Source organism: Cedecea sp. FDAARGOS_727 (assembly GCF_012273235.1).
GTDB classification, from domain to species: domain Bacteria; phylum Pseudomonadota; class Gammaproteobacteria; order Enterobacterales; family Enterobacteriaceae; genus Cedecea; species Cedecea davisae.
Window position 1 is genome coordinate 157,447 of record NZ_CP050966.1, and the last position, 18,742, is coordinate 176,188.

General features: G+C 54.9%; 14 protein-coding genes and 2 tRNA genes. 3 read left to right on the top strand and 13 right to left on the bottom strand.

Annotated features, from left to right (window positions below; all coding sequences use genetic code 11):
- Positions 1 to 5: 5 nt before the first annotated feature.
- Entirely contained in the window at positions 6 to 947 is a 942-nt protein-coding gene (gene ghrA / locus FOC35_RS00860) for a glyoxylate/hydroxypyruvate reductase GhrA (RefSeq protein ID WP_016535788.1), read from the bottom strand.
- A 203-nt stretch (positions 948 to 1,150) separates the two neighbouring features.
- Between ghrA and FOC35_RS00865 the strand changes: the two genes are divergently transcribed.
- A tRNA-Ser gene (locus tag FOC35_RS00865) sits at positions 1,151 to 1,238 on the top strand.
- 441 nt (positions 1,239 to 1,679) lie between these two features.
- A tRNA-Ser gene (locus FOC35_RS00870) sits at positions 1,680 to 1,767 on the top strand.
- Between the two features lie 70 nt (positions 1,768 to 1,837).
- Here FOC35_RS00870 and FOC35_RS00875 read toward each other — a convergent pair.
- From FOC35_RS00875 to putP, 12 genes are all read right to left on the bottom strand, one after another.
- Positions 1,838 to 2,182: a nitrous oxide-stimulated promoter family protein gene (locus tag FOC35_RS00875; protein WP_172567867.1), complete on the bottom strand. Its 345-nt coding sequence runs from the start codon at positions 2,180 to 2,182 to the stop codon at positions 1,838 to 1,840.
- Positions 2,183 to 2,276: 94 nt separating this feature from the next.
- Complete coding sequence (gene chbG / locus FOC35_RS00880) at positions 2,277 to 3,038, bottom strand: chitin disaccharide deacetylase (protein WP_172567868.1); 762 nt, start codon at positions 3,036 to 3,038, stop codon at positions 2,277 to 2,279.
- A 45-nt stretch (positions 3,039 to 3,083) separates the two neighbouring features.
- A complete protein-coding gene (locus FOC35_RS00885) occupies positions 3,084 to 4,427 on the bottom strand; it encodes a 6-phospho-beta-glucosidase (protein WP_016535784.1) in 1,344 nt (447 codons plus the stop codon).
- Positions 4,428 to 4,516: 89 nt separating this feature from the next.
- A complete protein-coding gene (chbR, locus tag FOC35_RS00890) occupies positions 4,517 to 5,353 on the bottom strand; it encodes a transcriptional regulator ChbR (RefSeq protein ID WP_016535783.1) in 837 nt (278 codons plus the stop codon).
- Positions 5,354 to 5,364: 11 nt separating this feature from the next.
- Positions 5,365 to 5,715 (bottom strand): PTS N,N'-diacetylchitobiose transporter subunit IIA, encoded by a 351-nt coding sequence (gene chbA / locus FOC35_RS00895; RefSeq protein ID WP_016535782.1) that lies wholly within the window; start codon positions 5,713 to 5,715, stop codon positions 5,365 to 5,367.
- A 59-nt stretch (positions 5,716 to 5,774) separates the two neighbouring features.
- Positions 5,775 to 7,133: a PTS N,N'-diacetylchitobiose transporter subunit IIC gene (gene chbC / locus FOC35_RS00900; protein WP_016535781.1), complete on the bottom strand. Its 1,359-nt coding sequence runs from the start codon at positions 7,131 to 7,133 to the stop codon at positions 5,775 to 5,777.
- A gap of 92 nt (positions 7,134 to 7,225) precedes the next feature.
- Positions 7,226 to 7,549: a PTS sugar transporter subunit IIB gene (locus tag FOC35_RS00905; RefSeq protein WP_172567869.1), complete on the bottom strand. Its 324-nt coding sequence runs from the start codon at positions 7,547 to 7,549 to the stop codon at positions 7,226 to 7,228.
- Between the two features lie 265 nt (positions 7,550 to 7,814).
- Positions 7,815 to 8,603 carry a phosphate starvation-inducible protein PhoH gene (phoH, locus tag FOC35_RS00910; protein WP_016535779.1) on the bottom strand — a complete coding sequence of 263 codons (789 nt, stop codon included), beginning with the start codon at positions 8,601 to 8,603 and terminating at the stop codon, positions 7,815 to 7,817.
- Positions 8,604 to 9,168: 565 nt separating this feature from the next.
- Entirely contained in the window at positions 9,169 to 10,452 is a 1,284-nt protein-coding gene (gene efeB / locus FOC35_RS00915; protein WP_172567870.1) for an iron uptake transporter deferrochelatase/peroxidase subunit, read from the bottom strand.
- Between the two features lie 5 nt (positions 10,453 to 10,457).
- Entirely contained in the window at positions 10,458 to 11,582 is a 1,125-nt protein-coding gene (gene efeO, locus FOC35_RS00920; protein ID WP_172567871.1) for an iron uptake system protein EfeO, read from the bottom strand.
- A gap of 60 nt (positions 11,583 to 11,642) precedes the next feature.
- The gene (efeU, locus tag FOC35_RS00925) at positions 11,643 to 12,476 is read right to left on the bottom strand and encodes an iron uptake transporter permease EfeU (protein ID WP_016535776.1); all 834 of its coding nucleotides are present in this window, start codon (positions 12,474 to 12,476) and stop codon (positions 11,643 to 11,645) included.
- 332 nt (positions 12,477 to 12,808) lie between these two features.
- A complete protein-coding gene (putP, locus tag FOC35_RS00930; RefSeq protein WP_172567872.1) occupies positions 12,809 to 14,317 on the bottom strand; it encodes a sodium/proline symporter PutP in 1,509 nt (502 codons plus the stop codon).
- A 430-nt stretch (positions 14,318 to 14,747) separates the two neighbouring features.
- Here putP and putA point away from each other — a divergent pair, with 430 nt between their 5' ends.
- The gene (gene putA, locus FOC35_RS00935; protein WP_172567873.1) at positions 14,748 to 18,710 is read left to right on the top strand and encodes a trifunctional transcriptional regulator/proline dehydrogenase/L-glutamate gamma-semialdehyde dehydrogenase; all 3,963 of its coding nucleotides are present in this window, start codon (positions 14,748 to 14,750) and stop codon (positions 18,708 to 18,710) included.
- Positions 18,711 to 18,742 lie beyond the last annotated feature (32 nt).

The window sequence follows — 18,742 nt, forward strand, 5'->3', positions numbered from 1 at the left end:
TTGTATCAATAACCGTGCTGGAGAGAAACCATCCCCGATACCGCTTCTCCTTTCTCCAGTTGGGTGATGGTCTTCGCGATATAGGCGATGGCTTCATCCGGGCGGGTTACGGCCGCAATGTGCGGCGTCATTGCAACACGCGGATGCCCCCAGAGCGGACTTTCTTCTGGCAGAGGTTCTTTAGAGAAGACGTCAAGCATCGCCCCTTTCAGCTTGCCGCTGTCCAGAGCGGACAGCAGGTCGGCTTCAACCAGATGAACTCCGCGCGCAAGGTTGATCACATAAGACTCATCCGCCAGTTGACCAAGCAATTGACGATTAATAATGCCGACGGTCTGCGGCGTATTCGGCAGCAGGTTAATCAGCACCCGGGTTCCGCTCAGGAAGCTGCCCAGTTCTTCGCTACCTGCAAAGCTGGCTACGCCGGGGAAGTCTTTTTTACTGCGACTCCAGCAGCGAACCGGGAAGCCCCAGGCCACCAGGCTTTCAGCAACTTTTCCGCCGAGTACACCAGCCCCAAGAATGCCGATGGTGAAATCCTCGCGGCGATAATCGTTCAGCGGCTGCCATTTGCCCTGTAATTTTTGCGCCTGATAATCATCAAAACGGCGGAACCAGTGCAGCACCTGGCTGACGGCATACTCCTGCATTTGCAGCCCCATGCCGGTGTCTTCCAGTCGGAACAGCGGCACGCCGTCCGGCAGCATATCCGGGTGGGCCTGCAGTTTACTGAGAATGGCATCAACGCCTGCGCCAAGAGCAAACACGCCCTTCAGCCCTTTACGGCCGCTAAGCATTTCTACCGGCGGCTGCCAGACCAGCGCGTAGTCGGCAGGCTGCTGGTCGCCCTGCTTCCACTGGCGCACGCGCGCCCCCGGCAGAGCCTGCTGAAGGCGATTCAGCCAATACTCTGTATCAAAAGTGGGGTGATGAAAAATAATGTCCATACTGCCTCCTTTTTTCCTTAGGCTTACCCGAAATGAAGCGCTATGCAAGCGCTAATGCGATAAAAAGCAGCATCTTGTGGTGGTTTAAGAATCAAGTTGGATGAAGTTTGGCTAAATGCACCAAAAACATGAAATTAGCATTGACGCAGCGGGCTGTTTTCCCTAAATTAGCGCCCGTTCCAGCAGCGCTGGAGCGACAATATGGTGAGGTGTCCGAGTGGCTGAAGGAGCACGCCTGGAAAGTGTGTATACGGCAACGTATCGAGGGTTCGAATCCCTCCCTCACCGCCATATTCAAAGAAGAGCTCGCATGCAAATGCGGGCTTTTTTTTCGCATGTTTCTCCCTGCCGGGAGTGGATGAGAACCCTCGACCGGGTTCGACAAAACGGCAGGACAGCCGTTTTGTACCGCCTCCGGCGACCCGCAGGGCGAGCGCCATGGACGGCGCGAGTAAATCCCTCCCTCACCGCCATCTTCAAAGAAGAGCTCGCATATAAATGCGGGCTTTTTTTTCGTCCGTTTCTTGTGCGTATTCTGCCGCCAGAATACCCTCATCCCGGCCTTCTCCCTGGAAGGGAGAAGGAGAAAAGCACAAATTTGTCTTAAAACAACCTCAATCGCTCAGACCTTAAGCGAACGCGCCATAATCCTGAAAATAGGCTTGACCGGAGTGCCCCGACTCCCTATAGTAGCGCCCCGTTGCCCACCTAAGGTGAGCAGCGGAAAAATACGGTGAGGTGTCCGAGTGGCTGAAGGAGCACGCCTGGAAAGTGTGTATACGGCAACGTATCGAGGGTTCGAACCCCTCTCTCACCGCCACATTTAAAGAAGAGCTCGCATGCAAATGCGGGCTTTTTTTTTCGCCTGTCGTTTGTGAGCGCACGCCACACTATTTTTTCCTCTGATATTTCTCAGGCAAAGGGGGCACAGGGCGGCGGTCGTCAATCAGATGACGAACGGTAAGGATCGGGTGCCAGACCAGCATCCGTGGCCCTCCCCAGCGCATTATCTGCTTCATCTCTTCCCGTTTGGCGGGCTGATAACAATGGATGGGGCAATGCTTGCAGGCTGGTTTTTCCTCGCCATAGGCGCAGCGATCCAGCCTTTTGGACGCATAGTCGAACAACTGCTGATAATGCCCCGGGGAGGTATTTGCTGAGGGATGTTTGCGCTCAAAGAGATTGAGCATTTTTTGAATGGTTTGCTTCTCGCGCTGAATACGTTTGCCTGACATAGCGACTACCTGATTAACCGGTAAGGCGGTCGAGGCCGCCGGTAAGATGCATATATAATACACCTTACCGGCCAAAAGCTAATAGCAACTTTGCTTAGATGTCGCGGAACGTGCCCAGCCGGTAGCCGCGCTCGGCAAGCGCGTATTTCAGCGCGGATGAAGTCAGCACTTCCAGCTCCGCAAGGCGCGGATAGCAGTAGTTGCTTTTCAACAGCGTATTATCGACAAATGACGGGTGGCACATCACTTCCAGCGATTTCTCCCGGCGTTGGGCGGAGGCGTCCACGCTTTCCAGCAGCAGTTCCTCAGAGATAGCATCGCCATAAAATTCGCTGCTGAACCCTTCCGTGGAGCGCACGCCAGCAAGAACGATATCATCCCGTGCGGCAGCATCGCGGTCAACGCGCAGCGGAATGCCTTTGGCATTGGCAAAAGCGGCAACAACGGGGAAAATTTCCGGGATCATATGAACGTGGTGGTGGCTGTCCAGATGGGTTGGCTCAATGCCGAAGATATCAATAAAGCGTTGATACTGACTTTCAAGTTCTTGCCTGATTTCCGCCAGATCCAGCTGCCCCTGCTCCGCCATTCCCCAAATCCACTTGCCCAACACGCCTTCACCGCGGGTCAGCACCGGCATTTCGGTTAACGGGCGGCCAAGGGTTAAAACAAAATGCATCCCCACGCCAAGCCCCGGATAACGAGCGCAGAGTCCGGCGGCGTGTTTGATGGCTTCAGCATTCATCATCGCGGTGGTGGAGGTCACCACGCCGTGGTGAAACGCCTCGATGATGCCGTAGTTTTGTGCCTTGCTCAGGCCAAAATCGTCGGCGTTGATAATCAGTAAGCGGTCCATAGCATCCCTCTTAAGTGGCCCTCCCCGTCCGGAGAGGGCGAGGCATTAAGCCAGTTTTTCAATCGTCTTCGCAAAGTTCGGCAGATACGCTTTGTGCGCGAGCAGCATCTCTTTGGCGATAACTTCCGCATCCTTGTCAGAGTGGATAAGCGGGCTAAGGTTCAGCGCCAGCAGCACATCGTTCAGCTCTCCGCTCAGCGCCGCGTGGCTTGCCGCAACTTCAAAGCCCTTGATGGTGTGGATAAGCCCCATCACTTTCTCGTCAAAATGCGTTACGCGCGGATGCGGTTTTGCGCCGTCGCGGCCGATGATGCTGGTGATTTCAATCGCCCAGTCGGCCGGAATATTGTCCACATGGCCGTGGTGCGGAATGTTCACATAGTGCTCGGTCTGCTTATCATTGTAGATAGCGCTAATCACTTCGCACGCCGCGTCGGAGTAATAGGCTCCGCCGCGCAGCTCCAGCTCTTTTGGCTTCACGTCGAGGTTTGGATCTTTATACAGGTCGAACAGCTGTTTTTCGACCTTCTGGACGACGGTAGCGCGCGCGCCGCCTTTATAGAACTCGCCCATTTCTATCGCCAGCATCTCTTTCTGCTTGAAGTAGTACAGCAGGTAAGAGCACGGCAGCAGGTTAAGGGAACGAATCAGCCCTTCGCTAAACGGCATATCGAAGATGTTTTTCACCGAGTTGGCGCTGAGCTTGCCGCTCGCCACGCCGTCCAGCAGCTCGGCAAAGCGTGACTCGCCGTTCACCAGCACGTCTTTTATAAAGACCATGTGGTTGAGGCCGAACAGGTCGATGCCCAGGTCATCTTCCGGGGTCAACTTCAGCACGTCGGTGATAAACATCTTCATGCCCACAGGAATGTTGCACACGCCGATGAATTTCTTGAAGTTGGTATGGCGGAATACCGCCTCGGTCACCATACCGGCCGGGTTAGTGAAGTTAATAACCCACGCATCCGGGCAGATTTCCTGCACGTCTTTGATGATGTCAAAAATAACCGGAATAGTACGCAGCCCTTTGAAAAGGCCGCCCGCGCCGTTAGTTTCCTGGCCCAGATAACCGTGGCTCAAAGGAATACGCTCATCAAGCTCACGGGCCTTCAGCTGGCCAACACGCAGCTGGGTAGTCACGAAGTCTGCATCTTTCAGCGCTTCACGGCGGTCGAGGCTTTTGTGGACCGTCATCGGCACGCCCGCGTGCTCAATCATGCGCTGGCAAAGATTAAAAATAATATCCTGCTTCTCTTTCCCGGCCTCTACGTCCACCAGCCACAATTCGGTTATTGGCAATTCGTGGTAACGCTTAATAAAACCTTCAAGTAATTCCGGGGTATAGCTGCTGCCGCCGCCGATAGTAACAACTTTTAATTTCTTAGTCATATGGGCTCCCGTACGGCGTCTGGCGCCGTATTGATAAAATTGAATAAGTTAATAAAACTCAATAATGACAGTGATAATTCACCAGCACTCTAATTAATGCTGTATAGCTTCCTGCGATAATTATTTGGCGTGAAAGATGTCACTTTCTTAAAATTCTTAATAAACATGCTGGGACTGCTGTAACCGGACTCAAAGGCGATATCGGTAACCGATGCGTTGGTTATCTCCAGCTGTTTTTTGGCAAAATTGATACGGATTTCATTAATAATCTGCATCGGCGTTTTGCCATAATAGCGCTGCGTGGCGCGCGTTAAGTACTCCTGCGACTTACCCGAAAGCGCAACCATGTTTAATAAGGCTTTATCGCCAAAACGCATTTTGTCGTGCATCCCTTCGACGGTGGTTTTTAACCACAGCGGAATATCATCCTGAATATCCGACTCTTTATAATGGCGCAGTCGATTAACGACATAAAAGCTCACCATTTCGAGAAACTCGTTGAATTCACCTTCACGGAAATTAAACGAGGCAATCACCGACTCCATAAACGTAAGGAATTCATCCTTAACCTGATAAACCTGGGAGGCAACCAGGTGGGACGGCAGCAGCGGCATATAATGTTGCTCAAAAAACTGCTGGCTAATGCCGACGTTAAATAACCGGGTAGCGCCAAACTCATAAAAACTCTGGTGGTGGGAGCCTACGGGAATAAAAACAAAGTCTCCGCGCTCCATCAACACCCGCTTACCGTTAATTTCCTGGTAATAGCGCCCGGTGAGCACGATGGTGAATTCATAGTAGTCATGCTGATGCAGCCCGCTCACGCTCTCTTCTTTGGTGTAGATAAACGCATGGAAACACTTGCCGTTAAACAGCTGGCTTTCTCGAACAATGTTGATTTCCATATTGTCTATCTCTGGCTGCATACTCTGACCTTCTACTTATCCATTTTCTCGTGTAATTCAATCAGCTCGGTCACCAGCTCGCGGGCCAGCATCGAGGTCATCAGGTGATCCTGAGCGTGAACCAGCACCAAGCTTACTTTGGTTTTGCCTTCGCCCTGGTCGCCTTCAATCAGTTTAGTCTGCACAAGATGCGCTTCGTTCAGCGCGGTGCGGGAATCACGCATCATTTCCCATGCGCCTTCAAAATCGCCCTGCTTGGCTTTTTTCAGCGCGCCGTAAGCGAGGCTGCGAGCCTGCCCGGAGTTGATGATTAAGCCCATTACCACTTCTTCGAGGTCATCCACTTCAACTTCAGTTTCCACCACATTATCTAAATCAAACATACTGCTTCTCCCGGGTCATTCTGAAAACGGGGGGAGGTTGCCCTCCCCTGCGTTGAAAATTAGAACTTAAGTGCGTTTGCGATATCTTCTTCGCTTTCTTCTTCTTCAATAACCGCCTGTGCCTTGTTGGACAGGATAACGAACGGCATGTAGACCAGCGTTGCAACACCAAGGTTGAACAGCGCGACCAGCAATGCAGCGACGCTACCGTTACTGTTGAAGAATGCGCCCAGGCCGGTAGGCATGGTCCACGGAGCCAGGTTAGTGACCGGCGGGATAATGCCCATTGAGTACGCAATCAGGGTGATGGCGGCCAAAATCGGCTGTACCGCAACAAACGGGATGAACATAACCGGGTTCATGATGATCGGCAGACCAAACAGAATCGGTTCGTTAATCTGGAAGATGCCTGAAGGCAGCGCCAGCTTAGCCACTTGACGGTGATCCGCGCGGCGAGAACCGATGAAGATGGCGATAATCAGACCCAGCGTCGCACCAGAACCACCCAGCAGGATGTAGGAGTCGAGCATTGGTTTCGCCCAGAAGTGGAACTGTTTACCGGCTTCGATAGCCGCTTCAACAGACCCGTACTGCTGGTACAGCGCCACGTTTTCCAGGGCCCATGGGGTCATGATGCCGTTGTCCAGCGCGGTCAGCGCCAGAGAACCGTGAACACCGAAGAACCACAGCAGGGAGTTGAAAATAACGTAAGCCCAGCCCACCACGCTACCCATTGACGCCAGCGGAGTCGAAATGGAGTCCATGATAATCTGGTGGAAGTTGCTGCCGTAGTGGGACAGCGCCCAGGAGATGATCCCGAAGATAGAGAGGATCAGGAAGCCTGGAATTAACGCCGAGAATGAACGAGCAACCGAGGTCGGCACGCTATCCGGCAGGGTAATAACCCAGTTTCTGCGTATAACAAAGGTAAACAGCTCGGCAACTACCAGACCGATAATCATACCGGAAATAATGTTCTGGCCGCCTAACCAGTTAGCCCCAACGGCATAGGCTTCGCCCACGCTATATGGCGTAACGGTCATAAAGGCTGCAACGGATAATAGGCCGGCAGCTAATGGGTCGACCTTCCTTTCTTCAGCTAAAGCCATACCGATGAAAAAAGGAGCCATCAGCGACATAATGCCCAACGTACCGTTGTACACGTTGCCGCCGATAGCTTTGAACCCATTCAGGGTTTCAATGGTCTCGGGGTCTAAACGGATGCCTAACGAGTAGAAAAATGAACCTGCGCCAAAACTTAAAAATACGTTGTTAATCAGTACAAACATTGCCCCGGTGAGAGTTAATGGCATTAATTTAATAAAACCGTTTTTAATGGCATTAACGTGAGGCTGCTTTCCTATTTTTACAGCAAAAGGCAGGAGAACCTTCTCAAGTGAATCAATGACTTTACTCATATTATAAATATCCTTGAAAGCCGTAATTAATATTACGGCTGTAGGTGTAAGTCGCTCTTTGACGGAAAATTAAGCAAATCAATAATAAAAAATTAACTACCGGCCGCTGCTTTCTTAATTGCTGCCACAGCCGCTTTCAACACACCCAGCCCATCGACTTTACCGTACAGAGTCGAATCGATAACTTCTACAGGCTTAGTGGGCAACAACTTCTTGATGTCTGCCTGCATATAGGCAATTTGCGGCCCGAGTAATACCAGGTCCGCATCCTTCCCTTTCTCATTGGCCAGAGCCTCAGAGAAAGCTTCAATTTCTACCGGAACTTCATACTTTTCGGCCTGCGCTCGCATTTTGGTCACTAACAGCGAGGTTGACATCCCAGCGGAGCAGAACAGGTAAATTTTTTTCTTTGGCATAAGTTGTTCCTCAAGTCTCAATACGCTGTAACGGACTTCCGCGACGTATTGTTGCTGTTCCAAAGCGGGTTTGTGGGGAGAGACTATTGTCTCTGCTTGAAGAAAGTATACGGCATGGGTTAGCCGTGGAGATAATTCCTGAGTCTCATAAATTGTCTCTCCTTGACCTGGCGTTATGACACCCTTCACATTTTGGCCAAATAATTCGCGCAAAGAAAAAAGCCCAAACCGAAGTTTGGGCTTTTCTTAGCGAAGCAGACGAAAGTTAATCGTAGGCGTTGAGGGTGCGCTGACACAGAGCGGAGCGCACGCAATCCTGCTTGCCAAAGCGCACCACGCCGACCATTTCATCCTCTTCAAAACGGTTCAGGGCATCGCTAAGGCCTGACGGCACGCCTGCGGGTAAATCGCACTGCGTGATATCGCCATTGACGATGACCGTGACATTTTCCCCGAGGCGAGTCAGGAACATTTTCATTTGCGCTGCGGTGACATTCTGCGCCTCATCCAGAATAACCACGGCATTTTCAAAAGTACGCCCGCGCATATACGCGAACGGCGCAATCTCAACCTTACCTATTTCGGGCCGCAGGCAATACTGCATAAAAGACGACCCTAAACGTCGCACCAGAATGTCATACACCGGGCGGAAATAAGGGGCGAACTTCTCCGAAATATCGCCGGGCAGGAAGCCGAGATCTTCATCGGCCTGCAATACCGGGCGGGTCACAATAATCCTGTCGACATCCTTATGTATCAGGGCCTCAGCGGCTTTTGCCGCGCTGATAAACGTCTTGCCACAGCCGGCTTCGCCGGTAGCAAATATCAGCTGCTTTTTCTCGATGGCATTAAGATAGTGCGCCTGAGCTTCATTTCGCGCTTCGATAGGTGAATGATCGCGGCTGTCCCTCGCCATGCCTATAGATTCTACGCCGCTCATCTGCACAAGCGTGGTGACCGATTCCTCTTCACGCTGCCGGTGGCTACGTGAATCCCGTCTCAGCACACGTTTTGCTTCACGACGAGCTTTGATCACAGCTTTCTGTCTTCCCATGGATGGCACCTTACAGTTGGTTTCATTTCCCGCGCCGTCTCGGCAGGCGCGATTATCGCAACTAACGGATGAGGTTTGGCTTCCTTGTAAGCCATTAACTGCCGGTTGAGAGGGTGCGCAAGGCGAACGCAAAGCGCCGCATAACGCACCGTTATGACGTTGATTCGATTCTGATTGGGGAAATTTAGCGGTGAAGATAGCGAAGCCGGAGGAGAAGCCTCCGCGCTGGTTTGTGCGGGTAAAGTGTTTGAGTAACCGTCCAGTACAGGACCCAACCATTCGCGATCTCCATAGTGATTAAACGTCACAGCAGGGAACTACCGCTCATGCTCTAAGTACAACAACTCTTACCTAAAACGCAACATAAATTTCACTTTTAAGTAACGTTTTATCTCAATCCGCTGCTGACATTAGTTGTCGCACAGTAATATTACAGAAATATATCAGCGGGATAGTCATAGGGAAAAATAATGAATAATGGGGTGGATGAATTGTTAGCAAATGAAAAATTAGCACCCTCACTTCGCCCTCTCCCTCAACGGGAGAGAGCCAGAGTAAGGGGGAATTACGCCTGAATCAGCGCCTGCCCCAGGTAATGCTGTTTATCCTTCGCCCCCGGTAGCGCAAAGAAGTACCCACCGCCGATGGGTTTGATGTACTCCTCCAGCGCCTCGCCGTTGAGCCTGCCCTGCACCGTCAGGAAACCTTTCTCCAGGTCGTGCTGGTAGCAGACAAACAGCAGGCCCATGTCCAGCTGCCCTGATTTTGTCGCGCCCAACGAATAGCTATAACCCCGGCGCATCATCAGGCCCGACTGGGTCTCCCTGGTACGCGGGTTCGCCAGCCGGATGTGCGCGTCGAGCGCAATCACGTTGCCGTCGGGATCTGCGGCGTAGTCCGGAACGTCGTGCTCATTCTTCATGCCCAGCGGCGCACCGCTGTGCTTCTCGCGCCCGAAGATAGTTTGCTGCTCTTTAAGCGGCGTTCTGTCCCAAGACTCGACGTGGAACTGAATAATGCGTATCGCCTGATAGCTGCCGCCGGCAGCCCATGCAGGCTCCTGCTGCTGTTGCGTGACCCACACCACCTCATCTATCAGCGGCTTATCCTGGCTGTCAGGGTTGGCGGTGCCGTCCCTGAAGCCAAGCAGGTTGATCGGCGTCTCTTTCCCGCGGCTGCGGGCCGCATGGTTAGAGATAAATCCTTCACGCTTCCAGCGAACGCTGAGTAAGTCCGGCGTGTGCTTGATAATGTCGCGCAGCGCGTGGATCACCGTATCGTTGGTATTGGCGCAAATTTGCAGCAGCAAATCACCGTGGCACAGGCTGGCATCCAGCGAGTCATTGGGGAAGCTTGTCATCTGCTGGAGCTTGTTCGGCTTCTGTTTTTGCAGGCCAAAGCGCTCATCAAACAGCGAGCTGCCAACGGAAAGCGTAATCGTCAAATTATCGGGATAGATTTCCGCACCGAGAATGCCGGAGTCCATTGGCGGCATACGCGGGTTTGGCGTATCGGGTGCCGGGCCGCCGCTGGTGAGAAAATCAAAGCGCGCGGTTAACAGGCGGAACAGGCGTTCAAGGTCGGCCTTATCGCTTGCAAGCACGTCAAACGCGACCAGCATCATTGACGCCTGCTGCGGCGTAAGGATCCCGGCCTGGTGCTCAGCGTAAAAAGGCTGGCTTTCCTGACGCCCGTCCGGCGGCAAGGTGCCCGGAGAAGAAACCGGTTTTGCGGCAGCGGCCATCGGGCAGCCTCCGCCAACGGCAAAGGCGCCCCCAAGGGCGCCCAGCGTTTTCAAAAGCTGGCGGCGCGCCGGTTGATGCGCGCCGATTTTATTCTTATCGCTCATGATGCTTAGTCCAGACCCATCACGCCGCGCAGCTGGGAGAGATCCTCCGCCAGAGTAGTGATTGGCCCTTTCAACGCTTTACGGTCGGCGTCGGTCAGCTTGTCATAAGTTTCAAAGCCGTCTTTGGTGCGGTATTTGGCCAGGATGGCGTCAACTTTCTTGAAGTTGGCATCGATTTTAGCCAGCAGCGCCGGGCTCTCTTTGCTCAGTTGAGGACGCAGCAGGTTAACAATCTTCTGGGCACCGTCTACGTTCGCCTGGAAGTCCCACAGGTCGGTATGGCTGTAGCGATCTTCTTCTCCGCTGATCTTGGTTGCGGCAACTTCTTCAATCAGGCCTGCTGCGCCGCCAACGACTTTGCTCGGCGGGAACGCCAGCTCGGAAATACGGGTTTGCAGATCCAGCACGTCGGCATTCAGCTTGTCGGCAAACGGCGCGGCGTCTTTAGTGGTGTTATCCCCGAACAGGATTTTCTCCAGACGGTGGAAGCCGGTGAACTTAGGATCGTCCGCCTTTTTCTCAAAATCATCTTCACGGGCGTCAATGCTGCTGTCGAGGTCGGAGAACAGTTCCGCAATCGGCTCAATGCGCTCGTAATGCTGGCGGGTTGAGGCATACAGCGATTTCGCTTTTTCGATATCACCGGCTTTCACCGCGTCGGTAAAGGCTTTGGTGCCTTTTAGCAGCTCGGCAACTTCGGCGGTGACATAGGCTTTGTATTCGGTAATTGGGCCGGTTAGCGCCAGCAGGTCAGTTTTCGGCGCTTCCTGCTTACCGGTAGCTTTCACTACCAGCTTGCCTTTCGGGTTGGTCAGCAGGCCGCAGGTCATGTCGTATTCGCCAGGCTGCAGGTTAGCGGTCAGTTTCTGCGAGAAGCCCGGGGCGATGTTTTCGCGCTCTTCCACCACCATTACGCCTTTGAGAATTTCCCACTCCAGCGCTTTCTGGCTGTTGTTCTGAATAATAAACTGGGTTTTCCCGGCGTTCACGGTCACATTCATCGGCTCGCACTGCTTGTCGGTGACGGTGACTTTAACCTGCGGAATATCTGCCGCCTGGGCGGTAAAAGCGGAAGAGACCAGCGCCAGCAGCGCGACGTGCAGTGCCTTCAGACGAAAATGTTGGGTCATGACCTATCCCTATTAAACAATGAGTCGTAATCACAAGGCGGCCGGGCCGCCGTTAATAAATTAGCGAGCCGTATTGGTCGCCTGGTTGTTCACGCGCGGCGGCATAAAGAACAGCACCAGCGCCGGAATCAGATAGATAAAGTACATCGCCACTTCGCTGACCGTCGGCGTCTCCTGATAACCGAAGATCCCCTCCAGCAGCGTACCGGTAAGCGAATGGGTCGAGAGGGTGTTGCTCATATCGAAGGCAATATCCTGGAAGTGGTTCCACAGCCCCGCCTCGTGGAACGCCCGCACCGCTCCGGCGGCAAGCCCGGCGGCAACCAGCAGAATAAACAAGCTGGTCCATTTGAAGAACGCGCCCAGGTTAAGGCGAATACCGCCCCAGTAAATCAGGAAGCCGAGCACAATCGCGGTGGCCAGGCCAAGCATCGCGCCCAGCGGCGGCATAATGCCAACGTCCTGCTGGAACGCGGCCAGCAGGAAGAACACCGACTCCAGCCCTTCACGCGCAACGGCGAAAAAGACCATCATAATCAGCGCCCAGCCGTGGTTTCCCTTGCTTTGCAGCGCGTGATCAACCGCCTGCTCAAGCTGCACTTTCACGTTGCGCGACACTTTGCGCATCCAGAACACCATCCAGGTGAGGATAAACACCGCAATGACCGCGACTATCCCCTCGAACAGCTCCTGCTCTTTTTGCGGGAACTCGCCGGTGGTTTCGTTGATAAAGATACCGAGGCCCAGGCAAAGCGCGGCGGCGGCAAACACGCCAATCCACATAACGGCGATCCACTGGCCGCGCTGGGTACGCTTCAGGTAGCTGGCAATCAGGCTGACGATGAGCGCTGCCTCCAGCCCTTCACGTAACATGATGAGAAACGGAACAAACATGCCTGACACCTCAGATGTGAATACAAGTCAATTGACGTAAAGAAAAGTAAACCAGAACGATAGTGATTATCATTAGCAGAAGTAATAAAAACAAGAGGCCGGGATTACATATTTATGACCAGATGTAAAAAGGGCCGGATGATCCGGCCCTTCAGACTGATGACAAACCTCTGGCGAGAGAAGAAATATCAGACGGTTCGTTATAAAAACAGGAAAATCAATTCATTGATTTTCGGCTGATTACCACAAAGAGGGAAAAACCACGCTTTTTTCCTCTTTGTCAGCAACCTAAAAAGGGCCGGATTAACCGGCCCCTGCAAAAAGTCATGTTTTTAGTCGGTCTGTAATTTACCCGGAGGCGGAGTGTGATAAACCGCATCTGCTTCAGCAAAACGCTTCTGCATTGAGGTGGACGGCGCTTTGCCCAGCAGGCTCACCGCCACAATTGCTACGCTTGCGAAGATGAAACCAGGAATGATTTCGTAAAGCCCCAGCCAGCCAAACTGCTTCCAGATAAGCACCGTGGCCGCGCCAATAATCATCCCGGCCAGCGCCCCGTTGCGGGTCATACGCGACCACATTACCGAGAACAGCACTACCGGCCCGAACGCCGCGCCGAAGCCCGCCCACGCGTAGCTCACCAGACCGAGTACGCGGTTTTCCGGGTTCGCCGCCAGCACAATCGCCACCAGGGCAACCACCAGCACCATCATGCGCCCTACCCACACCAGCTCTTTCTGGCTCGCGCCTTTGCGCAGGAAGGCTTTATACAGGTCTTCGGTAATTGCGCTCGAGCACACCAGCAGCTGGCAGCTCAGGGTCGACATCACCGCCGCCAGAATGGCAGACAGCAGGATCCCGGCAATCCACGGATTAAACAGAATTTGCGCCAGCTCGATAAACACCCGCTCACCGTTCTGGGACACGGCGCCGGCCTGCTCAGGGTTATTGGTAAAGTAGGCGATGCCGAAGAAGCCCACCGCGCAGGCACCCGCCAGGCAGAGGATCATCCAGGTCATGCTGATGCGGCGAGCGTTGACGATGGTGTGATGCGAATCAGCGGCCATAAAGCGCGCCAGGATGTGCGGCTGGCCAAAATAGCCCAGGCCCCAGCCCATCAACGACACGATAGCGACGAAGTTCAGCCCTTTCAGCATATCGACGTTTTCGATGCTCTTTTGCTTGATAACCATCAGAGAGTCGTCGAGGCCGCCAACCGCCATAATCACCATGACAGGCGTCAGGATCAGCGCAAAGATCATCAGACTCGCCTGCACGGTATCGGTCCAGCTTACCGCCAGGAATCCGCCCACGAAGGTATAAATGATGGTTGCCGCTGCCCCGGCCCAAAGCGCGGTTTCGTAGCTCATCCCAAAGGTGCTTTCAAACAGGCGAGCGCCCGCGACGATGCCGGAAGCGCAGTAGATGGTGAAGAACAGCAGGATAACCAGGGCGGAGATAATACGCAGCAGGCGGCTGCCATCCTCGAAACGCCCGGTAAAATAGTCCGGGAGAGTCAGCGCGTTATTGTTCACCTCGGTGTGAACGCGTAAGCGCCCGGCAACCAGCTTCCAGTTAACCCAGGCTCCCAGCGTCAGCCCGATGGCTATCCAGCTTTCGGAGATGCCGGAGATAAAAATTGCGCCCGGCAGCCCCATCAGCAGCCAGCCGCTCATATCGGAAGCTCCCGCAGACAGCGCGGTCACCACGCTGCCGAGGCTTCGGCCGCCGAGAATGTAATCATCAAAACTTCGGGTTGAGCGCCAGGCGATAAAACCAATCAGTATCATGCCAAAGATATAAACCAGAAAGGTCACCAGCATCGGTGTGCTTATTGTCATTCAGACTTCTCCATAGCTATTTTTACGCCTGCTCTCTCTGACCAGGCCACTTCGCGCCGGAACGGGGCGCTGTATTGTTATCGTGATTTAAAATGGGGAATGCATCCTGCCGGAACCCTTTATTTTTCACAAACGATTTAACACAGCATTTACATCGATTGCATCCTCGTTAGGTGAGCATTTCTCGCCAGGTTGCACTTGCTCACATTTTTATCGGTTGCACCTTCAAAAAGTGTTAAGCCCGTCGGTAAATTTGCCGTTTCGCCTGTCCTGCGGTCAGATGATTTTCTTATCTTAAATGTAACAATTCAGCGTTTTTGCGAATGGCTTAACGGCTTCGATTTAACACGGTTGCACAAAGTTGCAACTTAATAGATATTGCCGGTTAACTAAGTAACACCCGGACAACCTTTAACCTGGAGACTGTGGCATGGGCACCACCACCATGGGCGTAAAACTGGATGAAGCAACGCGCGAGCGTATTAAAGAAGCCGCTTCGCGCATTGACCGCACGCCGCACTGGCTGATTAAGCAGGCGATATTTAATTACCTCGAGCGCCTGGAAAGCAGCGACGAGCTCCCGGAGCTGCCTGCCCTGCTGGCAGGTGCGGCAAACGAAGCGGAAGAGTCTCCGACCCAGCCGGAAGAAGTTGCTCAGCCGTTCCTCGACTTCGCCGAGCAAATCCTGCCGCAGTCCGTTAGCCGCGCCGCTATTACCGCCGCATGGCGCCGCCCGGAAACCGATGCCGTGCCGATGATCCTCGAGCAGGCTCGCCTCGCTCCGGCGGTTGCCGAGCAGACCCAGAAGCTGGCCTGGCAGCTTGCCGATAAGCTGCGTAACCAGAAAACGGCCTCTGGCCGGGCGGGCATGGTGCAAAGTCTGCTTCAGGAATTCTCGCTCTCCTCCCAGGAAGGCGTGGCGCTGATGTGCCTGGCGGAAGCGCTGCTGCGTATTCCCGACAAGGCCACCCGCGATGCGCTGATCCGCGACAAAATCAGCAACGGCAACTGGCATTCGCACATTGGCCGCAGCCCGTCGCTGTTTGTTAACGCCGCCACATGGGGGCTGCTGTTTACCGGCCGCCTGGTCTCCACCCACAACGAAGCCAGCCTCTCCCGCTCCCTGAACCGCATTATCAGCAAGAGCGGCGAGCCGCTGGTGCGTAAGGGTGTGGATATGGCGATGCGCCTGATGGGCGAGCAGTTTGTGACAGGCGAAACCATCGCCGAAGCGCTGGCCAACGCCCGCAAGCTCGAAGAGAAAGGCTTCCGCTACTCCTACGATATGCTGGGTGAAGCGGCGCTGACCGCCGCCGACGCGCAGGCTTATATGGTTTCTTACCAGCAGGCTATCCACGCTATCGGCAAAGCTTCCAACGGCCGCGGGATTTATGAAGGCCCGGGCATTTCAATCAAGCTTTCCGCCCTGCACCCGCGCTATAGCCGCGCGCAGTACGACCGCGTAATGGAAGAACTCTACCCGCGCCTGAAGTCCCTGACCCTGCTGGCACGCCAGTATGACGTGGGTATCAACATCGACGCAGAAGAAGCCGACCGCCTGGAGATCTCCCTCGATCTGCTGGAAAAGCTCTGCTTCGAACCTGAACTTGCGGGCTGGAACGGCATCGGCTTTGTTATTCAGGCTTACCAGAAGCGCTGCCCGTTCGTTATCGACTACCTTGTCGACCTCGCCAGCCGAAGCCGTCGCCGTCTGATGATCCGCCTGGTGAAAGGCGCGTACTGGGACAGCGAAATCAAACGCGCCCAGGTCGACGGTCTGGAAGGCTACCCGGTCTACACCCGCAAGGTTTACACCGATATCTCTTACCTTGCCTGCGCCAAAAAACTGCTGGCGGTGCCAAACCTGATTTATCCTCAGTTTGCCACCCACAACGCCCATACGCTGGCCGCCATTTACAACCTGGCCGGACAAAACTATTACCCCGGCCAGTACGAGTTCCAGTGCCTGCACGGCATGGGCGAACCGCTGTATGAGCAGGTGGTGGGCAAAGTGGCCGACGGCAAACTCAACCGTCCTTGCCGCATTTATGCTCCGGTAGGCACCCACGAAACGCTGCTTGCTTACCTGGTTCGCCGCCTGTTGGAAAACGGCGCTAATACCTCGTTTGTTAACCGTATAGCGGACGCAACCCTGCCGCTGGACGAGCTGGTAGCTGACCCGGTTAGCGCCGTTGAAGCTATGGCCGCCAAAGAGGGCCAGCCGGGCCTGCCGCACCCGAAAATTACGCTGCCAAAAACCCTTTACGGCACGGAACGCACCAACTCCAGCGGCCTGGATCTCGCTAACGAACACCGCCTGGCCTCCCTCTCCTCCGCCCTGCTGAACAGCGCGACTCAGAAATGGCAGGCCGCGCCGGTACTGGAAGCGCCGGTTGCCGAAGGCGAACTGACGCCGGTGAAAAACCCGGCAGAGCCAACCGACATTGTCGGCTACACTCGCGAAGCCACCGCCGAAGAGGTTTCTCTGGCGCTGGATAATGCCGTTAACAACGCGCCAATCTGGTTTGCCACTCCGCCTCAGGAGCGTGCCGCCATTCTGGAGCGCGCGGCGGTAATGATGGAAAGCCGCATGCAGCAGCTGATCGGCATTCTGGTACGTGAAGCCGGTAAAACCTTCAGCAACGCGATTGCCGAAGTTCGTGAGGCGGTAGACTTCCTGCATTACTACGCAGGCCAGGTACGCGACGACTTCGATAACGAAACCCACCGCCCGCTAGGACCGGTAGTCTGTATCAGCCCGTGGAACTTCCCGCTGGCGATTTTCACCGGCCAGATTGCAGCCGCCCTTGCCGCAGGCAACAGCGTGCTGGCAAAACCTGCCGAACAGACTCCGCTGATTGCCGCTCAGGGCGTGGCTATTTTGCTGGAAGCCGGCGTGCCTGCCGGCGTGCTGCAACTTCTGCCTGGCCGCGGTGAAACCGTTGGTGCCCAGCTGACCGGCGACGCGCGAGTACGCGGCGTAATGTTCACCGGCTCCACCGAAGTCGCCACGCTGCTACAGCGCAACATTGCGGATCGTCTCGACCCGCAGGGACGCCCAACGCCGCTGATCGCCGAAACAGGCGGGCTTAACGCGATGATCGTTGACTCCTCGGCGCTGACCGAGCAGGTTGTGGTGGATGTGGTTTCCTCCGCCTTCGACAGCGCGGGCCAGCGCTGTTCAGCTCTGCGTGTACTGTGCGTTCAGGAAGATGTTGCCGAGCACACGCTGCAAATGCTGCGCGGCGCGATGGCTGAATGCCGCATGGGCAACCCGGGCCGCCTGACGACCGATATCGGGCCGGTTATCGATGCCGAAGCTCAGCAAAATATTGAGAAGCACATCCAGGCTATGCGCACTAAAGGCCGCACCGTCTTCCAGGCGGTACGCGAAAACAGCGTTGATGCCCGCGAATGGCAGTCCGGCACCTTCGTCCCGCCGACGCTTATCGAACTGGACAGCTTTGACGAGATGAAAAAAGAGGTGTTCGGGCCGGTGCTTCACGTTGTGCGCTACAACCGCAATAATCTCGCCGCACTGATTGAGCAAATCAATGCAGCCGGTTATGGCCTGACGCTCGGCGTTCATACCCGTATCGATGAAACTATCGCCCAGGTGACCGGCTCCGCCCACGTCGGCAACATGTACGTGAACCGCAATATGGTCGGCGCGGTCGTGGGCGTTCAGCCGTTTGGCGGCGAAGGCCTGTCCGGCACCGGGCCGAAAGCCGGTGGCCCGCTGTACCTCTACCGTTTGCTGGCTAATCGCCCGGAAAACGCGCTGCAAACCACCTTTAACCGCCACGACGCCCAAACGCCGGTGGACGCCTCGCTGAAAGACGAGCTACAGGCGACCCATCACGCGCTCAGCGAGTGGGCGGTAAATCGTGACGAGCTGAAGTCTGTTTGCCAGCGATTTGGCGACCTGGCTCAAAGCGGCACCCTGCGCGTATTGCCTGGCCCAACCGGCGAGCGTAATACCTACACCCTGCTGCCGCGTGAACGCGTGCTGTGTATTGCGGATGATGAACGCGATGCCTTAATTCAGCTGGCGGCGGTAACCAGCGTGGGCAGCCGCGCCCTGTGGCCTGATAACGCCCTGCACCGCGAATTGGCTAAACAATTGCCGAAAGCGGTTCAGCAGAGGGTGGACTTCGCTAAGCAGGAAGAGTTGCTCAAACAGCCATTCGATGCGGTGATTTACCACGGCGACTCCGATCAGCTACGCAAGCTGTGTGAAGCCGTTGCGGCAAAAGAAGGCGCGATTGTTTCCGTTCAGGGCTTTGCCCGCGGCGAAAACAACATCCTGCTTGAACGCCTGTACGTAGAGCGCTCGCTGAGCGTTAACACAGCCGCGGCGGGCGGTAACGCCAGCCTGATGACAATCGGCTAACAGTCTGCCAGGATACCAGGGCTCTCGTCATG